Origin of the sequence: Streptomyces sp. ITFR-6, from assembly GCF_031844725.1 — a bacterium.
GTDB lineage: Bacteria > Actinomycetota > Actinomycetes > Streptomycetales > Streptomycetaceae > Streptomyces.
Genome location: NZ_CP134612.1, coordinates 1,472,825 through 1,490,139 on the forward strand (window position 1 = coordinate 1,472,825; position 17,315 = coordinate 1,490,139).

Annotated in this window: 20 protein-coding genes; 16 read left to right on the plus strand and 4 right to left on the minus strand. The window is 71.3% G+C overall.

Annotation, left to right across the window (positions count from 1 at the left end; genetic code table 11):
• Positions 1-8 precede the first annotated feature (8 nt).
• The 14 genes from RLT59_RS06355 to RLT59_RS06420 all read left to right on the plus strand — a co-directional run bounded on the left by RLT59_RS06355 (position 9) and on the right by RLT59_RS06420 (position 13,588).
• Positions 9-1,646, plus strand: a complete 1,638-nt coding sequence (locus RLT59_RS06355) for an acyl-CoA dehydrogenase family protein (protein WP_311302484.1) — start codon at positions 9-11, stop codon at positions 1,644-1,646.
• Positions 1,647-1,911: 265 nt separating this feature from the next.
• Positions 1,912-3,192 (plus strand): GAF domain-containing protein, encoded by a 1,281-nt coding sequence (locus RLT59_RS06360; protein ID WP_311302485.1) that lies wholly within the window; start codon positions 1,912-1,914, stop codon positions 3,190-3,192.
• Positions 3,193-3,298: 106 nt separating this feature from the next.
• Positions 3,299-3,928: a GNAT family N-acetyltransferase gene (locus RLT59_RS06365; protein ID WP_311302486.1), complete on the plus strand. Its 630-nt coding sequence runs from the start codon at positions 3,299-3,301 to the stop codon at positions 3,926-3,928.
• Positions 3,929-4,089: 161 nt separating this feature from the next.
• Complete coding sequence (locus RLT59_RS06370) at positions 4,090-4,173, plus strand: putative leader peptide (protein WP_309486338.1); 84 nt, start codon at positions 4,090-4,092, stop codon at positions 4,171-4,173.
• 114 nt (positions 4,174-4,287) lie between these two features.
• Positions 4,288-5,985 carry a nitrite/sulfite reductase gene (locus RLT59_RS06375; RefSeq protein ID WP_311302487.1) on the plus strand — a complete coding sequence of 566 codons (1,698 nt, stop codon included), beginning with the start codon at positions 4,288-4,290 and terminating at the stop codon, positions 5,983-5,985.
• Entirely contained in the window at positions 5,982-6,161 is a 180-nt protein-coding gene (locus tag RLT59_RS06380; protein WP_311302488.1) for a hypothetical protein, read from the plus strand. The genes RLT59_RS06375 and RLT59_RS06380 overlap by 4 nt, the downstream gene beginning before the upstream one ends.
• Positions 6,158-6,874 carry a phosphoadenylyl-sulfate reductase gene (locus RLT59_RS06385; RefSeq protein ID WP_311302489.1) on the plus strand — a complete coding sequence of 239 codons (717 nt, stop codon included), beginning with the start codon at positions 6,158-6,160 and terminating at the stop codon, positions 6,872-6,874. The genes RLT59_RS06380 and RLT59_RS06385 overlap by 4 nt, the downstream gene beginning before the upstream one ends.
• A gap of 23 nt (positions 6,875-6,897) precedes the next feature.
• Positions 6,898-7,443 carry an adenylyl-sulfate kinase gene (gene cysC / locus RLT59_RS06390; RefSeq protein ID WP_399124909.1) on the plus strand — a complete coding sequence of 182 codons (546 nt, stop codon included), beginning with the start codon at positions 6,898-6,900 and terminating at the stop codon, positions 7,441-7,443.
• On the plus strand, positions 7,440-8,375 hold the full coding sequence (gene cysD / locus RLT59_RS06395; RefSeq protein ID WP_311302491.1) for a sulfate adenylyltransferase subunit CysD: 936 nt from the start codon (positions 7,440-7,442) through the stop codon (positions 8,373-8,375). Before cysC ends, cysD begins: the two co-directional genes overlap by 4 nt.
• 1 nt (position 8,376) lies before the next feature.
• Positions 8,377-9,720: a sulfate adenylyltransferase subunit CysN gene (locus RLT59_RS06400; RefSeq protein WP_311302492.1), complete on the plus strand. Its 1,344-nt coding sequence runs from the start codon at positions 8,377-8,379 to the stop codon at positions 9,718-9,720.
• A gap of 243 nt (positions 9,721-9,963) precedes the next feature.
• Positions 9,964-11,079 (plus strand): aliphatic sulfonate ABC transporter substrate-binding protein, encoded by a 1,116-nt coding sequence (locus RLT59_RS06405; protein ID WP_311302493.1) that lies wholly within the window; start codon positions 9,964-9,966, stop codon positions 11,077-11,079.
• A gap of 40 nt (positions 11,080-11,119) precedes the next feature.
• Entirely contained in the window at positions 11,120-11,911 is a 792-nt protein-coding gene (locus RLT59_RS06410; RefSeq protein ID WP_311302494.1) for an ABC transporter ATP-binding protein, read from the plus strand.
• Positions 11,898-12,818, plus strand: a complete 921-nt coding sequence (locus RLT59_RS06415) for an ABC transporter permease (RefSeq protein WP_311302495.1) — start codon at positions 11,898-11,900, stop codon at positions 12,816-12,818. The genes RLT59_RS06410 and RLT59_RS06415 overlap by 14 nt, the downstream gene beginning before the upstream one ends.
• An 8-nt stretch (positions 12,819-12,826) precedes the next feature.
• Complete coding sequence (locus RLT59_RS06420; protein WP_311302496.1) at positions 12,827-13,588, plus strand: sirohydrochlorin chelatase; 762 nt, start codon at positions 12,827-12,829, stop codon at positions 13,586-13,588.
• 6 nt (positions 13,589-13,594) lie between these two features.
• Here the strand turns inward: RLT59_RS06420 and RLT59_RS06425 are convergent, their stop codons facing one another.
• Both RLT59_RS06425 and RLT59_RS06430 read right to left on the minus strand, forming a co-directional pair.
• On the minus strand, positions 13,595-14,263 hold the full coding sequence (locus tag RLT59_RS06425) for a mycothiol-dependent nitroreductase Rv2466c family protein (protein WP_311302497.1): 669 nt from the start codon (positions 14,261-14,263) through the stop codon (positions 13,595-13,597).
• Between the two features lie 68 nt (positions 14,264-14,331).
• Positions 14,332-14,490, minus strand: a complete 159-nt coding sequence (locus RLT59_RS06430; RefSeq protein ID WP_311302498.1) for a hypothetical protein — start codon at positions 14,488-14,490, stop codon at positions 14,332-14,334.
• A 76-nt stretch (positions 14,491-14,566) separates the two neighbouring features.
• Between RLT59_RS06430 and RLT59_RS06435 the strand changes: the two genes are divergently transcribed.
• Both RLT59_RS06435 and RLT59_RS06440 read left to right on the plus strand, forming a co-directional pair.
• Complete coding sequence (locus RLT59_RS06435; protein WP_311302499.1) at positions 14,567-15,436, plus strand: aldo/keto reductase; 870 nt, start codon at positions 14,567-14,569, stop codon at positions 15,434-15,436.
• Between the two features lie 14 nt (positions 15,437-15,450).
• Positions 15,451-16,287 carry an ABC transporter ATP-binding protein gene (locus RLT59_RS06440; RefSeq protein ID WP_311302500.1) on the plus strand — a complete coding sequence of 279 codons (837 nt, stop codon included), beginning with the start codon at positions 15,451-15,453 and terminating at the stop codon, positions 16,285-16,287.
• A gap of 27 nt (positions 16,288-16,314) precedes the next feature.
• On the opposite strand, the gene RLT59_RS06445 is transcribed toward RLT59_RS06440, so the two are convergent.
• Positions 16,315-16,701, minus strand: coding sequence for a nuclear transport factor 2 family protein (locus RLT59_RS06445; RefSeq protein WP_311302501.1), 387 nt, complete (start codon positions 16,699-16,701; stop codon positions 16,315-16,317).
• Positions 16,698-17,249, minus strand: coding sequence for a DUF1697 domain-containing protein (locus tag RLT59_RS06450; RefSeq protein WP_311302502.1), 552 nt, complete (start codon positions 17,247-17,249; stop codon positions 16,698-16,700). The genes RLT59_RS06445 and RLT59_RS06450 overlap by 4 nt, the downstream gene beginning before the upstream one ends.
• Positions 17,250-17,315: the final 66 nt, after the last annotated feature.

Consider the following 17,315-nt stretch of genomic DNA (forward strand, 5'->3'; position numbering starts at 1 on the left):
GTAGCGGCATGGCAGCCACCACCCACACAGTCTCCAACCAGCCCCCTCCCCTGCTCGGCTACGACGTCTTCTCCGCGGACCTCGCGCTCACCGAGGCCGTGGAGCGGCACCTCGCGCCGGAGGTGCTCGACGAGGCGCGGGCCGGACTGGTCCGGCTCGGCCTGTCCGCCGGTTCCGCGCAGGCGCGGCGGTGGGGTGAGCAGGCGAACGAGAACCCGCCCCGGCTCCGTACCCATGACCGGTACGGGAACCGCGTCGACGAGGTGGAGTTCCACCCGGCCTGGCACCGGCTGCTCGGCCACGCGGTCTCCGCGGGCCTGACCGACGCCTGGGACCGGCCGGGCGGGCATGTGCGCCGGGCGGCCGGTTTCCTGGTCTGGACGCAGGCGGAGGCGGGCCACGGCTGCCCGCTCTCGATGACGCACGCGGCGGTGCCCGCGCTGCGCACCGATCCGGCGGCGGCCGCCGTCTGGGAGCCGCTGCTGACCTCGCACGTGTACGAGGAGGGGCTGCGGCCGGCCGGGGAGAAGGGCGGGGTGCTCCTCGGGATGGGCATGACGGAGAAGCAGGGCGGCACCGACGTCCGGTCGAACACGACGCGTGCCGAGCCGCTGTCCGCCGAGGGCGAGTATCTGCTCACCGGGCACAAGTGGTTCTGCTCGGCGCCGATGTCCGACGGGTTTCTGGTCCTGGCGCAGGCGCCCGGCGGCCTGACGTGCTTCCTGCTGCCCCGGGTGCTGCCGGACGGCACCCGCAACGCGTTCGCGATCCAGCGGCTCAAGGACAAGCTGGGCAACCGGTCCAACGCCTCGGCCGAGGTCGAGTTCGACGGCACGTGGGCCCGCCGGATCGGTGAGGAGGGGCGCGGGGTGCGCACGATCATCGAGATGGTGGCGGCGACCCGGCTGGACTGTGTGACCGGCTCCGCCGCGCTGATGCGGCAGGCGGTGGCGCAGGCGGTGCACCACGCCACGTACCGGAGCGCGTTCGGCGGGGTGCTGGTGGACAAGCCGCTGATGCGCAATGTGCTGGCCGATCTGGCGCTGGAGTCGGAGGCGGCGACGGTGCTGGCGATGCGGCTGGCCGCCGCGTACGACGCGGGGACGGAGAGCGAGGCGGCGTTCCTGCGGATCGCGGTGCCGGCGGCCAAGTACTGGGTGACGAAGCGGTGCACGCCGCTGGTGGGCGAGGCGCTCGAATGCCTGGGCGGCAACGGCTATGTGGAGGAGTCGGGCATGCCCCGGCTGCTGCGTGAGGCGCCGCTCAACTCGATCTGGGAGGGCTCGGGGAACGTACAGGCGCTTGATGTGCTGCGGGCGCTGCAGCGCGAGCCGCTGGCGCTGAACGCCTTCCTCTCGGAGGTCGGCCTGGCGCGGGGCGCCGATCACCGGCTGGACCGGGCGATCAAGGACTTGCTGACCGAGCTGGCGGATCTGGCCGGGATCGAGGCCCGGGGCAGGCGGCTGGTGGAGCGGATGGCGCTGGTGCTGCAGGGCTCGCTACTGGTGCGCTGGGCACCGCCGGAGGTCGCCGACGCGTTCTGCGCCTCACGGCTGGGAGGCGACCGGGGCTCGGCGTTCGGGACGCTGCCGCACACCCTGGACCTGGGGTCGGTCGTGGAACGGTCGCGGCCCGTGGAGGACTGACCGCCGCCCTCGGGCGCGCGGGGGCAGCAACGGGGGGTGGTGCTGCGCCGACACGGCACCACCCCCCATGCTGTACACATCGGGCTACGAGGCCGAAGCCGCGCCGTCCGGTGTACCGCCACTCTTGTACGGACCGGGGAGCGTCGCCAGAGTTGCATAGGGTTGCAACCATTGTGTGGAGTTGCGGCATCGGGACCCCGGCAGCGGCAGGATGGGGCCCCGCGTCCTTGACACGGGTATCAAGAGGCTCCAGGGGGGATCCGGCATGGAGGCAAGTCCTGTCGATGTGATGCGGCTGGCGGTCCGGGAGTCGGACCGGGCCGCGCGCCTGATCCACCGTGCCCGCGAGGCGCGGCTGGCCGGTGACCGCACGCCGCTCGCGCCGCGGGCCGAGATCGGCGACTCGTGGAACCGGGTGCTGCGCAGCGGGGTCGATCCGGAGAAGTCCACGTACAGCGTCCTGCTGGAGCCGGACGAGATCGAGCACCGGCGCAGGAACTCCCCGCTGGGCGAGGTGATGCCGCTGCTCGGTGACGCCCTGACGGCCATCGCGGACGCCTCGCAGCAGATCATGGTGGTCACCGATGTGGAGGGCCGGGTGCTGTGGCGCCAGGGCAACACGGGGGTGCTGCGCCGGGCCGACGACATCTGTCTGGCGGAGGGCGCCGCCTGGTCGGAGGAGAGCACCGGCACCAACGCGATCGGTACGGCGATCGCCGCGCGCGGCCCGGTGCAGGTCCACTCCGCGGAGCACTTCGTGCGCAGTCTGCACGGCTGGACGTGCGCGGCGGCCCCGGTGCGCGACCCGAGGGACGGCCGGCCGATGGGGATCGTCGACATCAGCGGCCCCGCGTCGACCTTCCATCCGACGACGCTCGCCCTGGTGGGTTCGGTGGCCCGGCTGGCGGAGAGCGAGATCAGGACCCGGCATCTGGAGTCCATCGACCGGCTGCGCTCGGTGGCGGCGCCGATGCTGTGCCGGCTGGGCGGCCGGGCGCTGGCCGTGGACGGCAACGGCTGGCTGGCGGCGGTCACCGGGATGCCGCCGGTGGACAGGCTGCCGCTGCCGAAGTCCCTGCGGCCGGGCCGGGTGTGGCTGCCCTCGCTCGGGATGTGCCGGGTCGAGCCGCTGCCGGAGGGCTGGCTGGTGCAGGTGGCGGACGGTGCGATGGACAGCCCGCCGCGCCGGGTCGTGCTCGATCTGAGCCGGCCCCGCGGCCTCGCGGTGAACGTGGTGAGCCCGGTGGGCACCTGGACGCAGCGGCTGTCCCCGCGCCACGCCGAGCTGCTGTTCGCGCTGGCGCTGCACCGCGAGGGGCGTACCGCCTCCGAGCTGGCGCGGGACATCTTCGGTGATCCGACCAGGACGGTGACGGTGCGGGCCGAGATCTCCCGGCTGCGGCGCCATCTCGCGGAGGTGCTGGCGCACCGCCCGTACCGCTTCGGTGACGGGGTCGAGGTGGAGGTGATCCACCCGGAGCACCCGGGCGATCTGCTGCCGCGTTCGAACGCCCCGGTGGTGACGGCGGTGCGCGACGCGCGCTGAACGGGTGCGCGCGGGCCCGGAGCGCTCGGTGTCGGCGCAGGTCGTGGCCGTCCGGCTGCCGGGACCGGCTTGGGCCGGGGCACGGGGGCATGGTTTTCTGGCAGCCATGAGCAACCCCGAGCGCCCCGTAGAACCGACCGCAGAGGTGTCCCCCGAGGTCACCGCAGAGGTGACCGTCTGGTCGCTGGAGCAGACCTCCCCCGATGATCTGCGGCCCTCCGCCGCACCGGAGGGGGATGTCCGGATCGTCCGGTCCGGGATACCGCTGCCCGAGTTCAGCCGCTTCCTCTATACGGCGGTCGGCGGTGACATCCGGTGGACGGACCGGCTGTCGATGACGTACGGGCAGTGGCAGGAGGCGCTGGACCGGCCCGGCGCGGAGACGTGGGTGGCCTACGCGGACGGGACGCCGACCGGCTACATCGAGCTGGACCCGCAGGACGACGGCGTGGTCGAGATCATGTACTTCGGCCTCATACCGGCGTTCCGGGGGCGCCGGATCGGCGGCCATCTGCTCTCGTACGGGGTGGCCCGCGCCTGGGACCTGGCGGAGCGGTGGCCGGAGCGGCCGACGACGAAGCGGGTCTGGCTGCACACCTGCTCCAAGGACGGTCCGCACGCCATGGACAACTACCTGCGCCGGGGCTTCCGGCTCTTCGGCACCAGGACCGAGGTGGAGCCCGACGTGGCGACTCCGGGCCCGTGGCCGGGTTCCGGCCGGGAGCCGCTTCCGTAACCCGGCACTCGGGGAAATGCGCATGGTTGTCCGGTTATCCGGATGGCCCGACGCCCGTCACCTCAGTGACGGGCGCCACAGCGTCTCACCTGACGGGACAGTCTCGTCCACATCATGGATAGTGGTGGACTGGTCCGAGATCCGCGTGACACGCTTCCGTCATGTCTGGAACTGGAATTGCCTTGGTGAGTCGACGCCACGTCGACCTCGGCCGCATGTCCAGCGCCATCTGTCCGGCGAGCTGAGAGTTTCCAGCACCGCCGCGCTCCCTTTCCTCTGCAAACCCCGCGCACCGCCGCGCCCAGACGCGAGTGTGCAGTTCAGAGCCGCCCTCCCGCAGTCCAGAAGGACGTACCGTCATGGCCGCTACCCCGGAACAGCCTGCGCCCGCCGCACCTCGCCGCAAGGCAGGACGCCACCGTGGCGAAGGTCAGTGGGCCCTGGGGCACTACACCCCCCTCAACGGCAATGAGCAGTTCAAGAAGGACGATGACAGTCTCAACGTGCGGACACGCATTGAGACGATCTACGCCAAGCGCGGGTTCGACTCGATCGACCCGAACGACCTTCGTGGACGCATGCGCTGGTGGGGCCTGTACACGCAGCGCAAGCCCGGGATCGACGGCGGCAAGACCGCGGTCCTGGAGCCGGAGGAGCTGGACGACCGGTACTTCATGCTCCGGGTGCGGATCGACGGCGGCCGGCTGACGGCGGCGCAGCTGCGGGCGATCGGCGAGGTCTCCGAGAAGTACGCGCGGGGCACCGCCGATGTCACCGACCGGCAGAACATCCAGCTGCACTGGATCCGCATCGAGGACGTCCCGGCGATCTGGGAGAAGCTGGAGGCCGTCGGCCTGTCCACGACGGAGGCCTGCGGCGACTGCCCGCGTGTGATCATCGGCTCCCCGGTGGCGGGGATCGCCGCCGACGAGATCATCGACGGCACCCCGGCGGTCGACGAGATCCACGACCGCTACATCGGCAGCAAGGAATTCTCGAACCTGCCGCGCAAGTTCAAGACCGCGATCTCCGGCTCGCCCGTGCAGGACGTGGTCCACGAGATCAACGACATCGCCTTCGTCGGCGTCGTCCACCCCGAACACGGCCCCGGCTTCGACCTCTGGGTCGGCGGCGGCCTCTCGACCAACCCCCGGCTCGCTGAACGCCTCGGCGCCTGGGTGCCGTTGGCCGAGGTCTCCGACGTCTGGGCCGGAGTCGTCGGGATCTTCCGTGACTACGGGTACCGTCGGCTGCGCACCCGCGCCCGGCTGAAGTTCCTGATGGCCGACTGGGGCCCCGTCAAGTTCCGCCAGGTACTGGAGGACGAGTACCTCAAGCGGCCGCTGCTCGACGGCCCCGCCCCCGAGCAGCCCAGCAGCCGCTGGCGCGACCACGTGGGCGTCCACGAGCAGCAGGACGGCCGCCGCTATGTCGGCTTCGCACCGCGGGTCGGCCGGGTCGACGGCCCCACTCTCACCAAGATCGCTGATCTGGCCGCCGCGCACGGCTCCGACCGGCTGCGCACCACCGTCGAGCAGAAGATGCTGATCCTCGACGTGGAACCGGACCGGGTCGACTCACTGGTGGCCGGCCTTGAGGAGCTCGGCTTCCAGGTCAAGCCGTCCCCCTTCCGCCGGGGCACGATGGCCTGCACCGGCATCGAGTACTGCAAGCTGGCGATCGTCGAGACCAAGGCGCGCGGCGCCTCGCTCATCGACGAACTGGAGCGCCGCATGCCGGAGTTCGACGAGCCGCTCACCATCAACATCAACGGCTGCCCCAACGCCTGCGCCCGCATCCAGACGGCGGACATCGGGCTCAAGGGCCAGCTCATGCTGGACGGCGAGGGCAATCAGGTGGAGGGCTACCAGGTGCACCTGGGCGGTGCGCTGGGCCTGGAGGCCGGCTTCGGCCGCAAGGTCCGGGGCCTGAAGGTCACTTCCGACGAACTGCCCGACTACGTCGAGCGGGTCCTCGGAAACTTCCAGAAGGAGCGCGAGGGCGACGAGCGCTTCGCGACCTGGGCGGCGCGGGCCAGCGCGGAGTCGCTGTCATGAGCGAGCGCGCCGCACCGTTCCACTGCCCCTACTGCGGTGACGAGGACCTGCGCCCGCACGAGACGGGACACGGGGCCTGGGAATGCGCCTCCTGCAACCGGGCGTTCCAACTGAAGTTCCTGGGCCTGCTGTCCCGGGGACTGGCGCGCAACGACGTTGGCGGGGACGGGATATGACGAACACGCTGCAAGTCGAGAAGCTCACGTCGCGGGAACTCAGGGAGCTGGCCGAGCGGGCCGGGCGCGAGCTGGAGGACGCCTCGGCGGCGGAGATCCTCGCCTGGGCGGCCCGCGTCTTCGGGCCGCGTTTCTGCGTCACCTCCTCGATGGAGGACGCGGTCGTCGCGCACCTCGCCTCCCGGGCGCTGCCGGGTGTGGACGTGGTCTTCCTCGACACCGGGTACCACTTCCCCGAGACGATCGGCACCCGCGACGCGGTGGAGGCGGTGATGGACGTCAACGTCATCACGCTGACCCCGCGGCAGACCGTCGCCGAGCAGGACGCCGAGTACGGGCCGAAGCTGCACGACCGCGACCCCGACCTCTGCTGCAAGCTGCGCAAGGTCAATCCCCTCAAGGACGGCCTGACTTCGTACACTGCCTGGGCGACCGGGCTGCGCCGCGACGAGTCCCCCAGCCGGGCGGACACCCCGGTGGTCGGCTGGGACGAGAAGCGGCAGAAGGTCAAGGTCTCACCGATCGCCCGCTGGACCCAGGACGACGTCGACGCGTACGTCGCGGAGCACGGGGTACTCACCAACCCGCTGCTGATGGATGGTTACGCCTCGGTGGGCTGCGCACCCTGCACCCGCCGGGTGCTGGAGGGCGAGGACGCGCGCGCCGGCCGCTGGGCCGGAAGCGGCAAGACCGAGTGCGGGCTGCACGGCTGATGACGACTGATCAGGAGACGTCGATGAGCGTGACGGAGACGGGAGCCACCATCTGGCTGACCGGTCTGCCGAGCGCGGGCAAGACCACCATCGCCCGCGAACTCGCCGCGCGGCTGCGCGGCGAGGGCCACCGGGTGGAGGTGCTCGACGGCGACGAGATCCGGGAGTTCCTCTCCGCGGGCCTCAGCTTCTCCCGCGAGGACCGGCACACCAACGTCCAGCGGATCGGCTTCGTCGCCGGACTGCTGGCGGCCAACGGAGTGAAGGTGCTGGTCCCCGTCATCGCACCGTACGCGGACAGCCGGGAGGCTGTCCGCAAGCGGCACCAGGCCGGGGGCACCGCGTATCTGGAGGTGCACGTCGCCACTCCGGTCGAGGTGTGCTCGGTGCGCGATGTGAAGGGGCTCTACGCCAAGCAGGCGGCGGGCGAGATCAGCGGGCTGACCGGGGTGGACGACCCCTACGAGGCCCCCGAGTCGCCGGACCTGCGGATCGAGTCGCACCAGCAGACCGTGCAGGAGTCCGCGGCGGAGCTGTACGCGCTGCTGAGCGAGAGGGGTGCAGCATGACGACCGTCGCGACTGTGTCGGAAGGCACCGCCAATCCGTACGCACTCAGCCACCTGGACTCCCTGGAGTCGGAGGCGGTGCACATCTTCCGTGAGGTGGCGGGGGAGTTCGAGCGGCCGGTGATCCTGTTCTCCGGCGGCAAGGACTCGATCCTGATGCTGCACCTGGCGCTCAAGGCGTTCGCGCCCGCGCCGGTGCCCTTCACGCTGCTCCACGTCGACACCGGGCACAACTTCCCCGAGGTCCTGGAGTACCGCGACCGGGTGGTGGCCGAACACGGGCTGCGGCTGCACGTGGCCTCCGTCCAGGAGTACATCGACGCCGGGAAGCTCCGCGAGCGCCCCGACGGCACCCGCAACCCGCTCCAGACCGTGCCACTGACCGAGGCCATCCAGCAGCACCGCTTCGACGCCGTCTTCGGCGGCGGCCGCCGCGACGAGGAGAAGGCACGCGCCAAGGAGCGGGTCTTCTCGCTGCGCGACGAGTTCTCCCAGTGGGACCCCCGCCGCCAGCGCCCCGAACTGTGGCAGCTGTACAACGGCCGGCACGCACCCGGCGAGCACGTACGCGTCTTCCCCATCTCCAACTGGACCGAGCTCGACGTCTGGCAGTACATCGAGCGCGAGGGCATCGAACTCCCGCAGATCTACTTCGCCCACCAACGCGAGGTCTTCAGCCGCTCCGGCATGTGGCTCACCGCGGGCGACTGGGGCGGCCCCAAGGAGCACGAGCGGACCGAGACCCGCCAGGTCCGCTACCGCACCGTCGGGGACATGTCCTGCACCGGCGCCGTCGACTCCGACGCCACCACCCTGGACGCCGTCATCACCGAGATCGCCGCCTCACGCCTCACCGAACGGGGCGCGACCCGCGCCGACGACAAGATGTCAGAGGCCGCGATGGAAGACCGCAAGCGCGAGGGGTACTTCTAACATGACCACACCCACCCAGCTGACCGAGCAGTTGTCGACCACCACCCTGCTGCGGTTCGCCACCGCCGGGTCCGTGGACGACGGCAAGTCCACCCTCGTGGGACGGCTCCTCCACGACTCCAAGTCGGTCCTCACCGACCAGCTGGAGGCGGTCCAGGACGCGTCCCGCAAACGCGGCCAGGAAGCACCCGACCTGGCACTCCTGACCGACGGACTGCGCGCGGAGCGCGAACAGGGCATCACCATCGACGTCGCCTACCGCTACTTCGCCACACCCCGACGCCGGTTCATCCTCGCCGACACCCCCGGCCACGTGCAGTACACCCGCAACATGGTCACCGGCGCCTCCACCGCCGAGCTGGCCGTCGTGCTGGTCGACGCCCGCAACGGGGTCGTCGAGCAGACCCGCCGGCACGCCGCCGTCGCCGCCCTGCTCCGCGTCCCGCACGTGGTCCTGGCCGTGAACAAGATGGACCTGGTCGGCTACGCGGAGCCGGTGTTCGCCGCCATCGCCGGGGAGTTCACCGCCTACGCGGCCTCGCTCGGCATCCCCGCGGTCACCGCGATCCCGATCTCCGCGCTGGCCGGCGACAACGTCGTGGAACCGTCCTCCCACATGGACTGGTACGGCGGCCCGACCGTCCTGGAGCACCTGGAGACGGTACCGGTCAGCCACGACCTCACCGCCTGCCACGCCCGCTTCCCCGTCCAGTACGTGATCCGGCCCCAGACCCCGGAGCACCCCGACTACCGGGGCTACGCGGGTCAGATCGCCGCCGGGGTGTTCCGGGTCGGTGAACCCGTCACCGTACTGCCCTCGGGCCGTACGTCGACGATCGCCGGGATCGATCTGCTCGGCGCCGGCGTGGACACCGCCTGGGCCCCGCAGTCGGTGACGATCCGGCTCACCGATGACGTCGACGTCTCGCGCGGCGACCTGATCGCACCGTCGGACGACGCCCCGGCCGTCACCCAGGACGTCGAGGCGACCGTCTGCCACGTCGCGGACCGGCCGCTCACCGTCGGCCAGCGGGTCCTGATCAAGCACACCACCCGCACCGTCAAGGCGATAGTCAAGGACATCCCGTCCCGCCTCACCCTGGACGACCTCTCCCAGCACCCGGCCCCCGGACAACTCGTCGCCAACGACATCGGCCGCGTGGTCGTACGCACCGCCGAGCCGCTCGCGCTCGACCCGTACGCCGACTCGCGCCGCACCGGTTCCTTCCTGCTGATCGACCCGGCGGACGGCACCACCCTGTCGGCCGGCATGGCGGGCGCCTCGTTCGCCGCCGCAGCGCGGGCGGCGGCCACGGCGGACGACGAAGCGGAGTGGGACTTCTGATGAGCGGGGACATCTTCTCGACCTTCGCGAAGGAGGGCGGCCGCGTCGGCAGCGGCGCCCTCGGCAGCGGCCAGGGCGGGGTCGCACGATGTGCGCGATGACGTACGCGCACTGCCTGCGCGCCCGGCAGCACCAACCGCACCGCCCGCAAAGCCAGTTCAGACGAAGACCTGCCGACCGCCCGGCCGCGCCCCCCGCCTCAGCGGGGGCGTGAGCACCGGGCCTCCGAGAGGAATCCCTCCCGTGTCTGCCCCACGTACCACGCTGCGCCGCAGCATCGCCGCCGCCGCTGCCCTGCCGCTGCTCGCCGTGGCGCTCACCGCCTGCGGCTACGGCTCCGACTCGAAGGACGACGACGCCAAGAAGGAACACGTCGCCGCCGGCGGTAAGAAGCTCTCCGCGGACACCGTGAAGATCGGGTACTTCCCGAACCTCACGCACGCCACCGCCCTGGTCGGCATCCAGGAAGGCATCATCGCCAAGGAGCTCGGCTCCACCGAGGTCAAGCCCTCGACGTTCAACGCCGGCCCGTCCGAGATAGAGGCGCTCAACGCCGGCTCGATCGACATCGGCTTCATCGGCCCCTCCCCCGCCATCAACGGCTTCACGAAGTCCAAGGGCAAGAGCCTGCGCATCATCGGCGGTTCGGCCTCCGGCGGGGTGAAGCTGGTCGTCAACCCGAAGAAGATCAAGACCCTGGACGACCTCAAGGGCAAGAAGATCGCCACCCCGCAGCTCGGCAACACCCAGGACGTGGCGCTGCTCAACTGGATCTCCGAGAAGGGCTGGAAGGTCGACGCCCAGAGCGGCAAGGGCGACGTCTCCGTGGTCCGCACCGACAACAAGGTGACCCCGGACGCCTACAAGTCCGGCTCCATCGACGGTGCGTGGGCGCCGGAGCCGACCGCGTCCAAGCTGGTCGAGCAGGGTGCGAAGGTGCTCCTCGACGAGCGGAAGCTCTGGCCGGACGACCAGTTCGTGATCACGAACATCATCGTGTCGCAGAAGTTCCTCGACCAGCACCCGGACGTCGTCGAGGCGGTGCTGCGCGGTTCGGTCAACACCAACGCGTGGATCAACGCCAACCCGGACAAGGCGAAGGCTTCCGCCAACAGCGCGCTCAAGACGCTGTCCGGCAAGGAGCTTCCGGCCGACGTCATCGACCCGGCGTGGAAGTCCATCGAGTTCACCGACGACCCGCTGGCCGCCACGCTCGACGCGGAGGCCGAGCACGCGGTGAAGGCCGGTCTGCTGGACGAGCCGGACCTGAAGGGCATCTACGACCTGAGGCCGCTGAACAAGGTGCTCAAGGCCGCGGGCAAGCCCGGGGTCGCCGACGCCGGTCTCTCGGTCAAGTAAGCACCCGACCCGTTCCAGGATCTCCCAGGAGGTGACGACCATGGCCACGACCACGATCACCACGGCCGAGGGCCGCACGGCGGTCGGCCACGCCGCCCGTCTCGACCACGTCTCGAAGTCCTTCGGCGGACCGCAGGGGCAGCAGCTCGTCCTGGACGACATCACGCTCGATGTCGCTCCCGGCGAGTTCGTCACCCTCCTGGGAGCCTCCGGGTGCGGCAAATCGACACTGCTCAACCTGGTGGCGGGGCTCGACCGTCCGTCCGCGGGGTCCATCGAGACCCCCGGCGGGCGGCCGGCCCTGATGTTCCAGGAGCACGCCCTGTTCCCGTGGCTGACCGCGGGCAAGAACATCGAACTGGCGCTGCGGCTGCGCGGCGTACCGAAGTCGGAGCGCCGCCCCGAGGCGGAGCGGCTGCTCGAACTCGTCCGCCTGGGCGGGGCGTACGGCAAGCGGGTGCACGAACTCTCCGGCGGCATGCGGCAGCGGGTGGCGATGGCCCGCGCGCTCGCCCAGGACAGCCAACTGCTGCTGATGGACGAGCCGTTCGCCGCGCTCGACGCCATCACCCGGGATGTGCTGCACGACGAGCTGACCCGGATCTGGCGCGAGACGAACGTCTCGGTCCTCTTCGTCACGCACAACGTGCGCGAGGCGGTCCGGCTCGCCGAGCGGGTCGTCCTGCTCTCCTCGCGGCCCGGCCGGATCGCCCGGGAGTGGACGGTCGACATCGAGCAGCCGCGCCGTATCGAGGACACCGCCGTGGCGGAGCTCTCCGTCGAGATCACCGAACAACTGCGTGGGGAGATCCGCCGACATGGCCAGCACTGAGACCACCGCCGGGAGCGGCACCGCCGGGGCCGGAGCCCCGAAGGACGCCGCCCAGGACATGGCGGGCCTCGAAGCGGGGCTGGACGCTCTCGACGCGGTACGGATCAGCCGGACCCCGGTGCGCCAGGTGCTGACGCAGAAGGTGCTGCCCCCGGTGGTGGCCGTCGCACTGGTGCTCATCGTCTGGCAGATCCTGATCTGGGCGAAGGTCACCGACGACTACAAGCTGCCCTCGCCGTCCCAGGTATGGGGCGAGGTGTCCGACGCCTGGGCCCAGGGCACCCTGCTCGGCTACATCTGGACCAGCGTCTCGCGCGGCCTGCTCGGCTTCCTCCTGGCGCTCGTCATCGGCACCCCGCTCGGGCTGCTGGTCTCCCGGGTGAAGCTGGTGCGCGCGGCGATCGGCCCGGTGCTCTCGGGTCTGCAGTCTCTGCCCTCGGTGGCCTGGGTGCCACCCGCGGTCATCTGGCTGGGCCTGGACGACACGATGATGTACGCGGTGATCCTGCTGGGCGCCGTCCCGTCGATCGCCAACGGGCTCGTCGCCGGTGTCGACCAGATCCCGCCGCTGCACCTGCGGGCCGGCAAGACGCTCGGCGCCACCGGGCTGCGGGGCACCTGGCACATCGTGCTGCCGGCCTCGCTGCCGGGTTATCTGGCCGGTCTGAAGCAGGGCTGGGCCTTCTCCTGGCGCTCGCTGATGGCCGCGGAGATCATCGCCTCCTCGCCCGATCTGGGCGTGGGCCTGGGGCAGTTGCTGGAGCAGGGCCGTGAGACCAGCAGCATGTCGATGGTCTTCCTCGCCATCTTCCTGATCCTGATCGTCGGCATCGCCATCGACCTGCTCATCTTCAGCCCGCTGGAGCGGTGGGTGCTGCGCAGCCGCGGTCTCCTCGTCAAGAACTGAGCTCCGACATGACTTCTCCGGTCCTCCTCGTCATCGCCCACGGCAGCCGCGATCCCCGGCACGCCGCGACCGTGCACGCGCTCACCGCGCGGGTACGGGCGCTGCGGCCGGGGCTGCGGGTGGAGACCGGGTTCCTGGACTTCAACGCGCCTTCGGTGCCGCGGGTCCTGGAGCGGCTGGACGGGCAGGGCGTGAGTGAGGTGGTGGCCCTTCCGCTGCTGCTCACCCGGGCCTTCCACGCCAAGTCCGACATCCCGGCGGTACTGCGGGAGGCGCGCGGCAGGCTGCCTCGGCTGCGCGTGCAGCAGGCCGAGGTGCTCGGCCCCTCGCCGCTGCTGAACTCCGCCCTGGAACGGCGGCTGCACGAGGCCGGGGTCCGCCCCGGCGACAGGGACTCGACCGGGCTCGTCCTGGCCTCGGCGGGCTCCACCGACCCGGAGGCCATCGCAGTGATCGCTGAAATCGCGCGGGAACTGCGGCACACCGGTTGGTGTTCCGTGCGGCCTGCGTTCGCCTCCGCATCCCATCCCCGCACCGAGGACGCGGTTCGGGCCCTGCGGGCGGAGGGCGTACGCAGGATCGCGGTGGCCCCCTACGTGATCGCGCCGGGCCGCCTCCCGGACCGCATCGCGGCGGGGGCGGCCGAGGCCGGCGCGGATGTGCTGGCCGGGGTGCTGGGCCCGTCGCCGGAGCTGGCGCGGCTGCTGCTGGACCGGTACGACGAGGCCCGGGTGCCGGACGCCGCCCGGATGGCGCCGCTCAGCGCGTAGTCCGGCTCAGCCGACGTCGAGGCTGCCGGTGCGGGTCCGCTTGAGCTCGAAGAAGTCGTCGTAGCCGGCGAGCACCCGGAAGCTGTCGAACAGCCGCGCGGCCTCCTCGCCGCGCGGCACCGCGCGCAGGACCGGGCCGAACCAGACGGTCCCGTCGACATGGAGGGTGGGCGTCCCCACATACGCGTCCGCCTCGGGGTCCTTGCCCGCGTCATGGCTGCGCCGCAGAGCCTCGTCGTACGTCTCCGTGTGGGCGGCGGCGGCCAGTGCGGCGGGCAGCCCCAGCTCGTCGAGGGACTGGGCGATCACCTCGTCGAAGTCCTCGTTCTTCCGCTGGTGGATCCGGGTGCCGTAGGCGGTGTACAGATCCCGCAGCACCGCCTCGCCGTGCTGCTCGGCCGCGGCCGCGGCGACCCGCACCGGTCCGATCGACTTGTCGACCAGGGCGCGGTACCAGTCGGGGAGTTCGTTGCCGGTGTTGTGCAGGTAGAGGCTCATCACGTGGAAGCGGAGCTCGATGTCGCGCCGCTGCTCCACCTCCAGCATCCAGCGGGAGGTGATCCAGGCGAACGGGCAGGCCGGGTCGAACCAGAAGTCGACGACGGGCCTGCCCGTGTCCAGGCCGCTGTCCGGAACGTGCTCCGGGGTGCTTTCCGCGCTGCGGTGAGTGGTCATGGGATGAGCCTAGCCAGCCAGTGGCTCAGTCCCTCGGGCCATTCAGCAGCTGCCGGGCTGGGCCATTCTCAGGCGAGCATCTCGGCGATGTCCGCGGCCGGGGAGGCCGAGTCGCCCCCTCCGATGGTGCTCTCCCAGACGGCGGGGTCCGACCAGGCGGCGACGGCGCGGGCGATCCGGGCCGCCTCTGCGGCGCATTCGGTCATCTGAGCGTGCTCGGTCTTCATGCAGGTCAGGCCAGGACCGAGGCCTGTCTCTGGTATTGAGGAAAGCGACATTCGGCAGGTGGATTACTGTTCTTCCATGTTCAACGAGCTCCTGTCCCCCGATGACACCTTCCTCCTCGGCGGCGAGCTGCCCGTGCGCCGTCTCGGCTACGGCACCGCGCAGCTGACCGGCCCGGGGTACTGGGGGCCTCCCGCGGACCGGCAGAAGGCGCTGGCCGTGCTCCGGGCGGCGGTCGACCGGGGCGTGACCCTGATCGACACCGCGGAGAACTACGGCCCGGGGGTCGCGGAGGAGCTGGTGGCCGAGGCGCTGCACCCGTACCGCGACGATCTGGTGATCGCGACCAAGGGCGGTGTGGTGCGCACCAGCGACAGCAGCTGGCACATCGCGGGGCGGCCGGAGGATCTGCGGGCGCACTGCGAGTCCAGTCTGCGCCGGCTGCGGACCGACCGGATCGACCTCTACCAGCTGCACCGGCTGGATCCTCAGGTGCCGATGGCCGATCAGCTGGGCGCCCTGGATGAGCTGCGGCAGGAGGGTAAGATCCGGTACATCGGTCTGGACACCCTTACCGCCGACCAGCTGGAACAGGCGCTCTCCCTGACCGGGATCGCCTCGGTGCAGAACCGGTTCAATCTCCTGGACCGTTCGTCGGACGCGGTACTGAAGGTGTGCGAGGCCCACGGCCTGGCCTTCCTGCCCTGGTTCCCCCTGGCGAACGGCACGCTGACCGGCGAGGGCGCCGCGGCGCTCACCGGGATCGCGGAACGCCACGGCGCCACCCGTGGGCAGATCGCCCTCGCCTGGCTGCTGCACCACTCCCCCGTCCTGTGCCCGACTCCGGGCACCGGTTCGCCCGTTCATCTCGCGGAGAACCTCCGGGCCGGGGAGATCTCGCTGTCGACCGACGACATGAGCCTCCTGGAGGCGCTCGCATCCGCATGAAGGAGTAACCGCACGTGACCACCACCGCCCCCCTCGCCCCTTCCTCCTCCACGGCCCCGGTGCCGGTGATCAGGGCCGACGGCGTCACGCTCGTACGGGACGGCAAGGTCCTGCTCGACACGGTCTCGATGACGGTGCGCGGCGGGGAGCACTGGGCGCTGCTCGGCGCCAACGGTGCGGGCAAGAGCACCCTGCTGGGGCTGCTCGGCGCGATCAGGCACCCCACCCGGGGCACGGTGGAGGTGCTCGGCCGCACCCTCGGCCGGGTCGATCTGCGGGAGCTGCGGACGCTGCTGGGGCACGTCGATCCGCGCCATCCGCTGCGCTCCCCGCTCTCGGTGAAGGACGTGGTGCTGACGGGACTGACCAACTCGGTCGAGCCGGTGCCGCGCTGGTCGGCCAACCCGGAGCAGCGGGAGCGGGCGGAGCGGCTGCTGAAGATGCTGGGCATGGGCGGCAAGGAGGGTTCGCGCTGGCCCGCGCTGTCGCAGGGCGAGCGGGGCCGTACGCTCATCGCCCGCGCGCTGATGCCGCAGCCCCGGCTGCTGCTGCTCGACGAGCCGGCCACCGGTCTGGACCTGGCCGCCCGGGAGCAGTTGCTTGACAGTCTGGACGCGCTGCGCGAGGAGCACCCGGAGCTGGCGACGGTCCTGGTCACCCACCATCTGGAGGAGCTGCCCGCCTCCACCAGCCACGCGATGCTGCTGCGCGGCGGGCGTTGCCTGGCCTCGGGTCCGGCGGACGAGGTGCTGACCACGGAGCGGGTCAGCGACTGCTTCGGTCATCCGGTGCGGATCTCCCGTACGGACGGCCGGTGGGCGGCGCGGGCCCGGCGGACGCCCCGTGGCTGACGGTTGCCGCTGACGGTGCCGCCCGGCTCAGGGGCTGTCGGTCTCCGGTCCGGTGACGAAGGGGGTGGCCTGGTGGTAGTAGAGCAGCCAGCCGGCGGCGGTGAGCCGCCACAGCGAACTGCGGTGGGCGCGCATCCCCTTGGCCTCTGTGTCGAAGGTGACGTGGACGAGTCCGTCCGCGAGCTGGACCCCGCGCATGCGGGAGGCTGTGAGCTGTCCGGGGCGTGCGGCGGTGCCGGTGATGAGCGAGGTGATGACCGTGTCCCGGTCCCGGTGCCGGCCGGTGGTGTCGACCTCGTGGAAGTCGGGGTGCAGGACCTGGGCCAGGAGTTCGCTGGAGGCCCGCACCAGCGGGTCGAGGAGGCGGAGTTCGCCCTCGACCGCCGCGGCCACGCCGGGTGTCGGCTCGCTCACGCCTCGCCTCCGGTCATCTCGACGAGTCTGACGACGGTGTTCCAGTTGCGCAAGGTGCCGGTGAGGCCCTTGTTGAGGGACGGCCGGGAAAGTGCGGCGGCGAGCTCGGAGCGGCCCAGCCCGTCGGGGGCGTAGAGGTAGAGGGCGCGGTCACCGAGCCGGAATTTCTCGGGGAGGAAGGCGGCGGCGTCCAGCGGGGCGAAGCGGGCGGCGTCGACGGGCCGGTCGAAGTACGTGACGTGCAGTTGCCTGCCCTGGAGCTCGGCGGCCGGGAACGGGCAGCCGGCGACCACGGCGGCGAGGTAGGCGGCATCCCTCACCAGGCACTCCACCGCGAAGCCGAACTGCTCCTCGATGGCCCGCTCCAGCTCCGCCGCCAGGGTGTTCTCGTCGCCGGACCCGCTGCTGAAGACCGCGTTGCCGCTCTGCAGGTACGTCGCGACATCGCCGTGGCCGAGCCCGGTGAGCAGCGTGCGGAGTTCGGCCATCGGGACCTTGCGGTGGCCGCTCACATTGATCCCGCGCAGCAGCGCCGCGTACATCGCCATGGGCACACCATAGGACGATCAGCCCGAGCCGTGCGGCCGCCGCGCCCCGTGGGGGAGGGCGCGGTG